13 protein-coding genes and 1 pseudogene are annotated in these 12,607 nt (G+C 45.1%); 8 read left to right on the top strand and 6 right to left on the bottom strand.

What is annotated here, in order from left to right:
* Positions 1–52: 52 nt before the first annotated feature.
* Together ACG95_RS13510 and ACG95_RS13515 are read right to left on the bottom strand one after the other, a co-directional pair.
* Positions 53–1,378, bottom strand: a complete 1,326-nt coding sequence (locus tag ACG95_RS13510; protein ID WP_048001040.1) for an MFS transporter — start codon at positions 1,376–1,378, stop codon at positions 53–55.
* 287 nt (positions 1,379–1,665) lie between these two features.
* On the bottom strand, positions 1,666–2,067 hold the full coding sequence (locus ACG95_RS13515; RefSeq protein ID WP_048001041.1) for a MerR family transcriptional regulator: 402 nt from the start codon (positions 2,065–2,067) through the stop codon (positions 1,666–1,668).
* 186 nt (positions 2,068–2,253) lie between these two features.
* Between ACG95_RS13515 and ACG95_RS13520 the strand changes: the two genes are divergently transcribed.
* Both ACG95_RS13520 and ACG95_RS13525 read left to right on the top strand, forming a co-directional pair.
* Positions 2,254–2,967, top strand: a complete 714-nt coding sequence (locus ACG95_RS13520) for a demethylmenaquinone methyltransferase (protein ID WP_048001042.1) — start codon at positions 2,254–2,256, stop codon at positions 2,965–2,967.
* The gene (locus ACG95_RS13525; RefSeq protein WP_048001043.1) at positions 2,967–3,662 is read left to right on the top strand and encodes a YdcF family protein; all 696 of its coding nucleotides are present in this window, start codon (positions 2,967–2,969) and stop codon (positions 3,660–3,662) included. The genes ACG95_RS13520 and ACG95_RS13525 overlap by 1 nt, the downstream gene beginning before the upstream one ends.
* 188 nt (positions 3,663–3,850) lie before the next feature.
* On the opposite strand, the gene ACG95_RS13530 is transcribed toward ACG95_RS13525, so the two are convergent.
* The gene (locus tag ACG95_RS13530; RefSeq protein ID WP_053072828.1) at positions 3,851–4,819 is read right to left on the bottom strand and encodes an SGNH/GDSL hydrolase family protein; all 969 of its coding nucleotides are present in this window, start codon (positions 4,817–4,819) and stop codon (positions 3,851–3,853) included.
* A 140-nt stretch (positions 4,820–4,959) separates the two neighbouring features.
* On the opposite strand from ACG95_RS13530, the gene ACG95_RS13535 reads away from it, so the two are divergent.
* From ACG95_RS13535 to ACG95_RS13545, 3 genes are all read left to right on the top strand, one after another.
* Positions 4,960–6,849, top strand: coding sequence for a heavy metal translocating P-type ATPase (locus ACG95_RS13535; RefSeq protein WP_048001044.1), 1,890 nt, complete (start codon positions 4,960–4,962; stop codon positions 6,847–6,849).
* Between the two features lie 175 nt (positions 6,850–7,024).
* Positions 7,025–7,345 carry a thioredoxin family protein gene (locus tag ACG95_RS13540; RefSeq protein WP_048001045.1) on the top strand — a complete coding sequence of 107 codons (321 nt, stop codon included), beginning with the start codon at positions 7,025–7,027 and terminating at the stop codon, positions 7,343–7,345.
* A 16-nt stretch (positions 7,346–7,361) separates the two neighbouring features.
* Positions 7,362–7,631 (top strand): metal-sensitive transcriptional regulator, encoded by a 270-nt coding sequence (locus ACG95_RS13545; protein WP_048001046.1) that lies wholly within the window; start codon positions 7,362–7,364, stop codon positions 7,629–7,631.
* A 69-nt stretch (positions 7,632–7,700) separates the two neighbouring features.
* Here the strand turns inward: ACG95_RS13545 and ACG95_RS13550 are convergent, their stop codons facing one another.
* The 3 genes from ACG95_RS13550 to ACG95_RS13560 all read right to left on the bottom strand — a co-directional run bounded on the left by ACG95_RS13550 (position 7,701) and on the right by ACG95_RS13560 (position 8,942).
* Complete coding sequence (locus ACG95_RS13550) at positions 7,701–7,916, bottom strand: hypothetical protein (RefSeq protein ID WP_048001047.1); 216 nt, start codon at positions 7,914–7,916, stop codon at positions 7,701–7,703.
* Between the two features lie 243 nt (positions 7,917–8,159).
* Complete coding sequence (locus ACG95_RS13555; RefSeq protein ID WP_048001048.1) at positions 8,160–8,711, bottom strand: Dps family protein; 552 nt, start codon at positions 8,709–8,711, stop codon at positions 8,160–8,162.
* A gap of 12 nt (positions 8,712–8,723) precedes the next feature.
* Positions 8,724–8,942, bottom strand: a complete 219-nt coding sequence (locus ACG95_RS13560) for a heavy-metal-associated domain-containing protein (protein WP_082137381.1) — start codon at positions 8,940–8,942, stop codon at positions 8,724–8,726.
* 172 nt (positions 8,943–9,114) lie between these two features.
* Between ACG95_RS13560 and ACG95_RS13565 the strand changes: the two genes are divergently transcribed.
* The 3 genes and pseudogenes from ACG95_RS13565 (at position 9,115) to ACG95_RS13575 (ending at position 12,385) form a co-directional block, all read left to right on the top strand.
* On the top strand, positions 9,115–9,780 hold the full coding sequence (locus ACG95_RS13565; protein WP_048001050.1) for a Crp/Fnr family transcriptional regulator: 666 nt from the start codon (positions 9,115–9,117) through the stop codon (positions 9,778–9,780).
* A gap of 145 nt (positions 9,781–9,925) precedes the next feature.
* Positions 9,926–11,843 (top strand): annotated as a pseudogene (locus ACG95_RS13570) (M13 family metallopeptidase).
* 65 nt (positions 11,844–11,908) lie between these two features.
* A complete protein-coding gene (locus ACG95_RS13575) occupies positions 11,909–12,385 on the top strand; it encodes a GNAT family N-acetyltransferase (protein WP_048001051.1) in 477 nt (158 codons plus the stop codon).
* The last annotated feature ends 222 nt before the right edge of the window (positions 12,386–12,607 follow it).

A 12,607-nucleotide genomic window follows, 5' to 3' on the forward strand; every position in this document is an offset into this window, starting at 1 on the left:
CCAAACGGCTACGGTACCTGACTTTTTATTTATATTCCAAACACTTACTTATTTATTTTCGAGCAATATTAATGGCTGCCAAAACTGAAATCAGCATCAATCCAGTCATAATCATCAACGCATGATTGTAAGCAATCACGGGACTAGCAATGCTAGCTGTCATCAGAGTAATGACTGATAGACCAACTGAGCTCCCAATCTGGTGGACCATGTTAACGACACCAGAAGCTGAACCGGCAATATCAGCATCGGTATTAGCAACACCAGCTACCGTCAATGGGCTCAGTGAGAAGCCTTGTCCAATCCCAATAATTACCATTGGAATGGCAATTGCAGTGACGTAACCCGCCCGAATCCCAACGATGGCGCCAAATAATAGCCCGACTAAGGTAATCAGCTCTCCGGCAATCAAAATCTGGTTATTCGTAAAGCGATTGTTCAGACGTGAAACTAACGTTGCAAAAATGAATTGAGGCACCGTTTCAGGTAAGAAGCCAAGCGCTGCCATTAATGGCGTAAAGTGGTAAACGTTTTGCATTGCTTGCGGTGTTAAGAAGAAGTAAGAGATCATTGCACCTAGGAAGAAGAAGCGGGCAATGTAAGCACTGCTACGTTCCCGATCCTTGAATAGTTTTAATGGCATCAATGGATCGCTAGCACGGTGTTCTTGCCAAATGAAAGCAGCTAGTACGACTAACGCTAAGATAACTGTTAATACGGGATAACCCGCACCGTTAATTCCATAGACAAGGAGGATAATTCCGATAACGGAGAGAATGGCACCCAGCCAGTCTAACTTACCGCTGCTTTGATTACTTTCGGGAATAAACTTCAAGGTTAATAAGATCATGATAATTCCAATTGGCACATTTAATAAGAATCCTAAGCGCCATGTGGTGTAGCTTGCAATCAAGCCACCAATAACTAAGCCAAAACTAGCACCTAAACCACCAGTAGCACCGTAATAGACGATGGCCCGGGTCCGCATGTTTTCTTTGTAACTATCCATTAATAACGCTAACGTGGTTGGTGCTAGAATCGCTGAACCAATTCCTTGTAAAGCACGCATACCAATAATCATCGTGCCGCTAGTTGCTAACCCAACTAACAGTGAACCGATACTAAAAATCATTAAGCCAATCAGGAAAACTTTGCGCCGACCAAAGACATCTCCGGCCCGACCACCAAGCATCAGTAACCCACCAAATGTCAGTGCGTAAGCATTCGTCACCCATGATAAGGCTTGGGTGGACAGATTTAAGTCCGCTGCAATCTTAACCGTACTGGTAAACACAATTGAATTATCCAATAAAATCATAAAGTAACTAATCAAGATAATTGGTAAAATAATTCCAAATCTTTGTTGTTTTTCATTCATTTTTTCGTCCTCAACCTTTATTGATAACAACAGTCTATTACCTTGAAGTAACTTTAAGGCAAGGGCTATTTTGAAAAAAGTTTATTTATTTTCAAAACAAGAGTGCGCTAGCAGGCGAGTAGGGACTGAGCATAGCCTAGGAAAAGTGACAATTGCGCTCTTGGCAATCATTGCTGTTCCGTAGCTAAGCGGAACAAACTGCCTTATAAGCCACGTTTTGACTATTTAACATCTATAACACTAAAAAAAGGCTGCGGTAAGCTCCGCAGTCCTTCTCATTACTATAATTAGGCCTGATCATGTTGGCGTTCAAGTGCCCGTAGTTCGTCTTCCGTCTGCTGCATATGATCATCGTAATGATCTAACTTGAAGTGCAAGTGATCAATGGCCGCCTGCATATCATCACGCTTTTCTTCCATTTCTTCCAACTGAGTTTTCAGTAAACTGATCTGTTCGTTAGTATTATCTTCCTGCGCGTCAAATAACTGGATATAACGCCGCAAATTTTCAATCGTCATTCCAGCTGCCCGCATCTGCCGTACAAAGGTAATTCGGCGAATAATTCGATCATCAATTTCACGGTTCCCCGTTTCACTTCGATCAATTTCTGGAATCAGGCCTTCCTTTTCGTAATAGCGAATCGCTGCTGAAGAGACACCCGTTTGCTCACTAGCTTGTTTAATATTCATGTTTGACCTCCATCTTAATTATGATTACATACTTAACAAAATTCATTGTAGCCCCTTGAAGTAACTTCAAGGCAACCACCTTGATTAATTTTTTTAAAATTGAATAACCCACCTTAAGTTAACCACCCAACTGACGACTAACATCTGCTATAGTAGAAGCAAACAGCTGGCTGGGAGGCTAAACACATGGCAAATCGATATTTACATAATGTTCAGGGATTATTTGATACAATTGCGCCAAACTACGATCGTATGAATAACGTTATCAGTCTAGGAACCCACCGTCACTGGCGTAAACAGACGATGGCGCGTATTCACCTAGCTCCTGACGCGCACGCCCTCGACCTGTGTTGTGGAACTGGGGATTGGACGATTGCTGTTGCTAAAACCTTACAGGCACCTGGCGAAGTGATTGGCTTCGACTTTTCAGCACCAATGCTCGGAATAGCCCAGAAAAAAGTTCAGCAGCAACACGTTGCTGATCGAGTTTGGTTGCGCCGTGGCAACGCCATGCACCTGCCATTTAAGGATAACACGTTCGACTTAGTTACCATTGGCTTCGGTCTCCGCAACTTGCCCGACAAACAGCGGGCACTCGCCGAAATCTACCGCGTTTTAAAGCCTGGCGCTCAACTAGTCTGTCTTGAAACGTCCCAACCAGACCAACCACTAATCAAACCAGTCTGGCAGTGGTATTTTACCAAAGTCGTACCATTATTAGGGCGGCTGTACGCTCATCAATATCAAGAATACTCCTACTTACAAGAAACCACCCGCCACTTCGCTAGTTATCAGCAGTTAGCCCACATGTTTGAACAAGCTGGCTTTCAAGACGTGCACTACCAACGCTTCAACTTTGGGGCTGCCGCTGCGCATTTTGGCACTAAGGCGGTGAAGTAATGGACACTTTAACTGCGTTTAACCAATGTTTGGCTTGGTTAACTGAGGCTACCCCATTACCAGCCAAGGTTGACGGGCTCGTTCTCTGCGGCAATAGCGTGCCAGTAACTGCAACGATCGCTAGTCAATTGGCTCAATACTACCAACTACCGACGATTATCATTGCCGGTGGGATTGGTCACGCCACTAAATACTTACGTCAAAATTTGCACGTTGAAAATGACTTAAGCGAAGCCCAAATGATGGCTGAATTAGTTCGCCATGGTGGCTATCAAGGTGAAATTCAGCTCGATCAGACTTCCACTAATACTGGCAGTAATGCGACCAACGCACGCGATTTGGCGCCAAACACGTGGCAGCATGTGCTCCTAGTGCAGGATCCGCTGCTTGCACGCCGAACAGCCTTAACCTTCAGCGCTAACTGGGATTCAAGCATCCAATTGAGCCGCTACCAGCCAGATTCGCTGCAATTGGCGACACTACAGCCATTTCAATTAACGACACAACAATATCAGAATGCTTGGCCAGCCGCCTACTTTACTGAACTATTACTAGGTGAATTGCAACGATTGGCTGACACGCCCACCGGTTACGGCCCTAACGGCAAGGGCTTCATCCCCCACGTTGAAATTCCAGCAACCGTCATGACTGCTTTTGACTTTTTGCAAAACCAATCATTAAATCGGCAACGTTAAAATCAAGAGTGGGACAAAAGGCGGGTTGCTACCGAGCATAGCCTAGGAATACGAATGATTGTGTATTTTCAATCGTTTGTATTCTTTATGCAACCGAGCGGAGGGAGCAGCCTTTTGGCCCACGTTTCGACTGTAAACATTGGAAGATAAAAAATAGAGTTTGGGGATTGTCCCAAACTCTATTTAATTTATTCAAAAATCTCAGGATATTTATTTCGTAAGGCTTGAGCTAACTGAGTTCCGGCCACTTGTGACCCTGCCAAATCTGGGTGCGTATAATCCGTCGTACTAGGTTGCCAATCCGCAGTTTCAATCAGGTCAATCTGCATAAACTCCGCCACTACCAAGCGAACAACTCGGTCAAAACATTGGTTAAACGGAATCATGACGGCTAAGCGGCTATTGGGATACAGCGTTTGGACTTGATTTAAAAAGTTCCGCAACAGAATAGTGAAACTATCTGCCGATTCAATCCGATCATTACTCCCAACATTAATTAAGACAAGGTCGGTTGGCATTGGTTCCCACGGAGTCTCAAAATCAATGGCAGTCAAAGAGTCCGGCAATGGTGGCACGCCACCCGTTCCCGACTTATTTAATCCAACCGCACTATAAGCAATACGAACATTGCGAGCGTCTAATAAATCACTAGCAATGGCCGCATAGTTAGCTTCGCCGCGATAATCCTCAGCCGGTTGGCGACCCGCGACCCAACACCCCGCCGTAATTGAATCTCCGATAAATGTCAAACTATGTTGTCCTAATTGTACAGGACGAAGCTCACCATCCGTCTTTAACGCTTGCACCGCAAAACCAACGTTCTGAGTCCACACCTGATCCGCATCCGTATTACCACTCAAGACCAGCCGAACAATGTGTGGCCGGCCATCAAACGTTAACTGAATTGGCGCAGCTGTCACAGTCTGACGTTGATATGGCAATCCATCGATCTGAATCGCAACCCAACTAGGTAAAGCTTTAGCTAATTCCAGCATCGTAATACGTACATAACTAGCATCCGTCACTTGAAACCACATCTCAGCACCAAGATTCGTGCTATACATCACCTGTTGATCTGCAATCGTTTTAACGGTCCAGCGACCTTGAAAATAAGCCGGCATTAGTGACTGATTTGCCTGAATAAATTGATACCGCACGTTATTTACCTCCATATATAAGAATCCTTACAACTCAATTACCCTTACCTGAACTTGCCAAAACTTGACGACTATCAAGTTGCTATCAGAACTGACTAGCTATACTGAGGTCAACAAATCATATAAGGGGTCGAATTCCTATGAAATTACAACAATTTCTAACTAAACATACTAACCAAATCACACTACTCACTGGTATCCTAATCATTCTCGGACTACTCAGCAAGTTCCTCTTCCATTATACGCTCGGCTATCAAATCATTCTTGCTAGCGCTTCGATTATCGCAGCTTTCCCTATTGCTACTCGAGCTATTAGCGCCCTCCGTAACGGCGTTTTTAGCATTGAATTACTAGTCAGCATCGCGGTAATTGGTGCTTTCATCATTGGTGAATTCAATGAATCTGCCATCGTCACCTTTCTCTTTCTATTCGGTTCCTACCTTGAAAGTAAGACGCTACAAAAGACCCGTACGGCTATCAAGGGTTTGACCGAATTATCACCCACTACTGCCACAGTTGTCACCGCTGATGGCAACGTAGAAATCCCCGTAGATGATGTCAGTAAGGGCGCAATTGTACTAGTTAAGACCGGTGGACAAGTTCCAGTTGATGGCGTCGTCGTGGAAGGATCCGGTTACCTCAACGAGGCTTCAATTACTGGCGAAGCCCGTCAGATCAGCAAAAAACCTCAAGACACCGTCTACTCTGGCACGATGGTCGCAAACGGCTACTTAAAGATCAGGGCGACTCAGATCGGTGATGACACGGTTTTTGCCAAAATCATCGAACTAGTCGAAGAAGCACAGGACACTAAATCCAAGGCCGAAAAATTCATCGACCACTTTGCCCAGTATTATACGCCCTCCGTCCTCGTTTTAGCAGTTTTAGTCTTCGCCTTCACGCGTGACTTCCGACTGGCTATTACTGTCCTCGTTCTCGGTTGCCCAGGTGCACTAGTTATTGGCGCTCCAGTCTCTAACGTCGCCGGTATTGGCAATGGTGCTAAACGCGGCATCTTGATCAAAGGTGGCGAGGTAATCGACACTTTTGCAAAAGTCGACACCCTTGTTTTTGATAAAACGGGGACACTGACGACTGGGAATGCCGCGGTCACTACCGTACATTCCTATACAGCTGATTCTGATGACCAACTGGCAATCGCCGCAGCCCTTGAAAGTACCTCTGATCACCCATTAGCTCGCGCAATCAGTAGCTACGCAGAACAGCACCCAGTTGGCCTGACACCAATCTTAACCGCTACTGATACCATTAAAGGTCAAGGGATGTCCGCCCAAGTCGGCACCCACAGCATTTTCATTGGCAATCAAAAACTATTAGCGGCTCATATGATTCAACTTAATCAAGTACAAGCTCACGATTTGAAACAGTTACAACGGGCTGGCCAGTCCACAGTTATCATGGCCGTCGATAACCAAGTGCAACTCATTTTTGGCATTGCGGACACCTTACGTCCAGCGGTTAAGGAGGCCCTGGCTGCTTTAAAAAATCAGGGTATCAAACACCTCGTGATGCTGACTGGTGATAATCAGGTAACCGCTCAGACAGTGGCTAACCAGTTAAATCTTGACGAAGTCCACGCCAACTTATTACCAGCTGAAAAAGCAACTTATGTTCAACAACTCAAAGCAGCCGGTCAAACGGTCGCATTCATTGGGGACGGTATTAACGACAGTCCGGCCATTGCTAACGCCGATATCGGTATTGCAATGGGGAGTGGAACCGATGTTGCCATTGATACTTCGGACGTTGTTTTAATGCAGTCTAGCTTCCCTGCTCTAGCTCACTCCCACGCTTTAGCCAAACAGACCGTCCGCAATACCCGCGAAAATATCTTCATCGCAATTGCAACGGTCGTCTTCCTATTAATCGGTCTGATTGTTGGTTACATCTACATGGCAAGTGGCATGTTCGTTCATGAAGCTAGTATTCTCGTCGTTATTTTTAATGCAATGCGCTTGATCAATTTCCAGACTAAGTTCGACAAACGGCTATCAGTGACAATTGCTTAACAAGCCACACAATATACCCGTATCCGTATCAGCCTAGTTTTTCACTATTTATACTGTTAAATTAGTGATTTGGATATTACTATCGACATGATATGAACGGAAACGAGCTTAAAAATTGATTTATCATACCTACGGGGGTATATTAGTGACAATCAAATCTATCAGGAGGCTCCTTATGATTAAAGAAATCCACGATCAAGACTTTGCAAAAGAAACAGATACGGGAATTGCCGTTGTCGATTTTCGGGCTGACTGGTGCCCACCTTGTCGCATGATGGACCCCATCTTAAAATCACTGTCTGAAGACCCCGCCTACAAAGACCAGGTTAACTTTGTTTCTTTGAACATTGATAACGACAAGGACGTCGCTACTCAATTTCAAGTTCAAGGAATTCCAACGTTCTTGATCAAAAAGGACGGCCAAGTGGTTAGTCACATGGTAGGCGCACGGCCCAAACCTGACTTTGAGGCTGAACTCAAAAAGGCCTTGGCCTAACTAGGAGGGCTGACCGATGCCAACTACTGAGGAATATGTAACTAGTAAACAGATCCAGACGCGATTGAAACGTTCCGCCGGGCAGCTAGACGGCGTCATGCGCATGATGGACGAAGAACGCCCCTGTGAGGACGTCCTCGTTCAACTCTCAGCCGTTAAATCTAGTATTGATAAGGCCATGAAGCTCGTCATTGCACGCAATATCAATAACTGTGTCGACAACATGTCAGCAGCTGATGTTCAGAATCTTGAACACTCATTAGATCTACTTCTAAAGACAAAATAATCGCAAAAGTGCCATCAACATCCGAATTTGAATGTTGATGGCACTTTTTGTGTTTTAATAGCTTAGTAGCTAGTCTTTCCAGTCGCCCTTTTTCCAATCATCGTGATTCCAGTCATCTTTTTTCCAATCGTCATCGTCTTCTTCGCCGTCCCTATGCTGTGAGGACTGTGGCTCGTCTGGGTGGCGTCGTGCGGGTTTCATTAATACTGCAGTTGAGATAATCGTGACGAACCCCGTTGCAATAATGAAAACGAAGGTCCACATAATAATGTTACTAATCGTCATCGTTAATGACCCCCATTTGTTTGATGTCGCTAGTATAGCGCAGCTATCGGGGAATTTCAAAAGAGTGCGCCAAAAGCCGGTTAGTTGCTGAGCATAGCCTAGGAAGCCGAATGATTGTGTTTTTCAATCGTTTGGTTTCCGTAGCTAAGCGGAAGCAGCTGGCTTTTGGCGCACGTTTCGACTATCAACCTCCAGAACAAAAAAAGAGACCATGCCTCACGTCACAGTCCCTAAGCTAGCTCATTAATCTTCGTCATCGTCTTCTTCATCAAGTCCAAATCTGGCCTCATTACCCAGATAGGCTTGTAGTTCACGGATATGGCGATTGTTACTGCCCCGATAGTCGATCAACCAGGCTGCTAAAACTGGCCGTTCCTCTTTCTCAGCTAGCTTAATCGCACGGTCAACAAACAAGTTAGCCGTATCAAAGTCCTTGATTGTGGCGGTTACAAGGGTAGCCGCATCGTGATATTTAAACGCACCGTCTTCCGTTAACATCGCGTACTTCGTTAGTTCAGCTGTCGTTGAAGACGGTTTCTGGCCCTCATCCAAGAGAAGTTCACCCAATTCAGCAAACTGTTGCATGTTTTGATCCAGCAACTGCTGATAAGCTTCCCGTAGTATAAAGGTTTGCGGGCCCTTTACGTACCACTTGACCTGCGTTAATTTGACATAAGCTACCATTAAATTGGATAAGATGTGATTAGTCATCGCTCCAGCCGTGGGAACGTGATGATCAATATCACTCTGCTTTAATTCAGCTACATACCGTTCTTCAACACTTAATTCGCTCATTAGTTACTCCTCCTACTTCACTTTGACCGCTTCAACTTCGTAACCCAATCCCGTCACAACTTTGGTCAGCTCATCAGTTGTCGTCACTTCGGGATCAAAATCGGCTTTGACCTTACTAGCATTGAAGAGTACTTTGACACTCTCAACACCGTCGTGGTTAGCGACCGCCTTTTCAATCTTCGTCAGACACGATGGACAGGTCAACGTTCCTAATTGCATAATCATCTTCATGATAAAAACCTCCGTTAACTAATTTGATGACCCTATCTTAAGCGTAATTAGTTGTTAGAAACTTGACCGCCATCAAGAAAGCCGACAAAAATTTGAGCTACAATAATAATTATTCAAATGTCACAACCTAATCTGTTATAGTTAGGTTGAAATTAATCAGGAGGTGTTCCCCATGGCAAGTCATGAATGCGTTCAATTAGTCCCGATTTTTAACGATTTAGCAACCAATCAGCTCGATACAATTGAGTCAATCGTCAGGCATCATCACTATCCTGCTGGCAGCACGATTTTCAGCGCCAGTGACGCACTTGATACGTTGATGATCGTTGCTAGTGGTCAAGTTAAGGTTTACCAATTAGCTGCAAACGGCCGCGAACAGTTACTTTACCTCTTACAAACGGGGGACATCGACGGTGAAGCTGCCCTATTTGAGAATCAGCAACGGACCTCTTTCGGTGAAGCCTTGGTTCCCACCGAAGTTTGTAGCATTCGCCGTGAAGATTTCCAGAATTTGATGCGGCAATATCCCAGTATCAGTATTAACGTCCTTAACGTTTTCGGCAAACGTTTGAGTCAGCTTGAACGGCAAACGACGCGCGCTACTACTGAATCCGTGGAAGCCCGTCTCGCAAACTATCTGATCGAAACCGCAGCCGCATTGAAGACGGATACGTTTAAACTCCCCTTAAAGAAGAAGGACCTAGCGACCTTTTTAGGAACGACGCCTGAAAGTATCAGCCGTAAACTCGCACTATTTGAACAACAGGCACTTATCACTCAAAAACCTGGTAAAATCATCCAGATCAACGATGCTGATCAGCTTTTACTGACCGAATAGCCCGTAAATACTTACCAGAACGACCAGTTCCAAACATCTCCCAGGCATAAATTTCTATCTTCAACCCGAGGCTCAACCACGCCACTCCGATTGATCTAAGGTATAATCAGATTAGTGTTAGAAACTTTATTAGGGAGTGGATTTAATGGCAACCATTAATCAAGCAGCAGTAAAACAAGATCTCTACGACGCCGTCAACGGTGACTGGCTCAAAACCGCAGTCATTCCTGATGACCACGCTTCTACCGGGGGCTTCATGGATTTAGTTGATGCTATCGAGAAAACATTAATGACTGATTTTGACGCTATGGCTACGGGCGATGTCGAAACTGACAACCCACAGTTAGGCGAATTCATTAAGTTTTACCGCTTAGCTAAAGATTTTGATCAACGTAACGCACACGGTGCCGAACCACTCTTGCCGTGTTTAAAACAAATCGACAGTCTGGGTGACTTCGCTGATTTACAACAGCGCATGCCCGACTGGATCTACGATGGGATGCCATTACCATTCAGTTTAGACGTTGATGCTGATATGAAAAACACGAAGGTCAACGCCCTATTCGCACAAGCACCAGGTACTATCCTTCCAGATAAGACGTATTACGACGAAGGCAACGAATCTGGTCCTAAATTACTCGCTGTATACGGTCAAATGATGACTGAACTTTTACAAAAAACGGGTTACAGTGAAGAAGAATCACAAAAAATCGTCGATGATACCTTAAAATTCGACCGCTTAATTGTTCCTTGGGTTAAATCTGCAGAAGAATCCGCAGACTACAGTAAAATGTATAACCCCCGCAAGTTCAAAGACTTCGTTAACACCAGTCGCTATTTGGACTTAGCTGCCATTACTTACTCCGTAATTGACGGCAACCCCGACACCGTTATCTTGCCAGAACCCGCCTTCTTTGATCATTTCAACGAGGTCGTCAATCCTGACAACTTCGAATTGATGAGAAGCTGGATGAAAGCTAAGTTGGTTCAACGTTACAGCGGCTACCTCAGTGATGAGATGCGCGTACTAGGAACGACTTATTCACGGACTTTATCAGGACAGAAGGAACCCCGCAATCAAGCTAAGAGTGCCTATTACTTAGCTACCGGCGTATTCGATCAAGTCGTTGGTCTGTATTACGGACACAAGTACTTTGGCGAAGATGCCAAGGCTGACGTTCACCAGATGGTAACTAAGATGATTGCTGTCTACAACCGGCGCTTACAAACCAACACCTGGTTAAGTCCCGCCACGCGGACTAAAGCCGTCACTAAACTCGACAACTTAGGTATCCAGGTTGGTTATCCCGATAAATTAGAATCAATTTACACTAAATTCACGACCCATACGGCTGAACAGGGCGGTAACGTTTTAAGTAACGTGCTCCACTTCAACCGTTTAGCTCGCCAAGACATGTTTGCCAAGTGGAATCAGCCAACGGATCGTACTCGTTGGGAAATGAGCGCTGATACCGTCAACGCTTACTACCACCCATTCATGAACATCATTGTCTTCCCGGCCGCTATCTTACAAGCACCGTTCTACAGTTTGGAACAATCTTCCAGCGCTAACTATGGTGGGATTGGTGCCGTGATTGCACATGAAATCTCACACGCCTTTGATAACAACGGTGCCCTATTTGACGAATTCGGTAACTTGAACAATTGGTGGACAGATGAAGACTCCGCTCACTTCAAGGAACTCGCTAAGTCAATGATCAGTGAATTCGATGGTCTTGAATTTGCTGGCGCTAAAGTCAACGGAACTCTAACCGTCTCCGAAAACATCGCCGATGCGGGTGGCTTAAGTTGTGCTGAAGAAGCTGCGAAGGGCGAAGATGAAGTTGATCTCGCCGCCTTCTTCACCAACTGGGCAATGGTTTGGCGGATGAAAGCCACGACGCAGTACATGCAACTATTACTGTCAATCGATGTGCACGCTCCTGCCAAGTTACGGGCCAACGTTCAACCCTAAGAACTTAGATGATTTCTACACAACGTTTGATATTCAAGCCGATGATCCGATGTACTTAGCACCGGAACACCGCGTTACTATTTGGTAAAATTGCTTTAATCTTGGTGCCTAGTCAGCTTGGCTGGGCACTTTTTAATTCAGAGGAGTTAGCACATGTCACAATTTGAAAAGTACCATCCCCTATTAACACCGCACTATGCCTTTGATTGGTTAACTAAAAATCGGGTAATCGACGTTTTCAATCTTTACCAATCAATCAAAGAACCTGCCATCACGATGGAAACGACGGCCGCACTAGTCAATGATACGATGCGCGCCATCTTCAGTGACCAACAACTGGTTTGGGGCGTAACGGATAAAGCCACCGATGACTTCGTGGGCCAAGTTGGTTTCACCTCGTTGAATTTGGATCAACACGCGGCCACAGTCAAGATCGCCGTAGTAGCTGCTTATCATCGTAGTGAACCACTGACTGAAATTTTGCAGCGCTTAATTTCTTTCGGAACGCTCGAATTAAAGCTGCAACACTTGACGGTGACGATTCCCGTTATGGATAAACTGGTTGAACAAGTCCTTACTGGCTTAAACTTCACAACCACTGATCATTTAACGTTCAACTTCCAGCAGTAAGCAAATAAGCGAGTGGGGCAAAAGGCGGGTTGCTACCGAGCATAGCCTAGGAATACGAATGATTGTGTATTTTCAATCGTTTGTATTCTTTACGCAACCGAGCGAAGGGAGCAGTCTTTTGTCGCACGTTTCGACTGTAACTATTTGAAGATGAAAAAAGTTTGGGTTTTGTCCCAAACTCGCAATAAAAAAGGCTCTTTGTCAACGGCTGTTGATGGAGTT

Source organism: Lactiplantibacillus herbarum, assembly GCF_001039045.1.
Classification (GTDB): Bacteria; Bacillota; Bacilli; order Lactobacillales; family Lactobacillaceae; genus Lactiplantibacillus; species Lactiplantibacillus herbarum.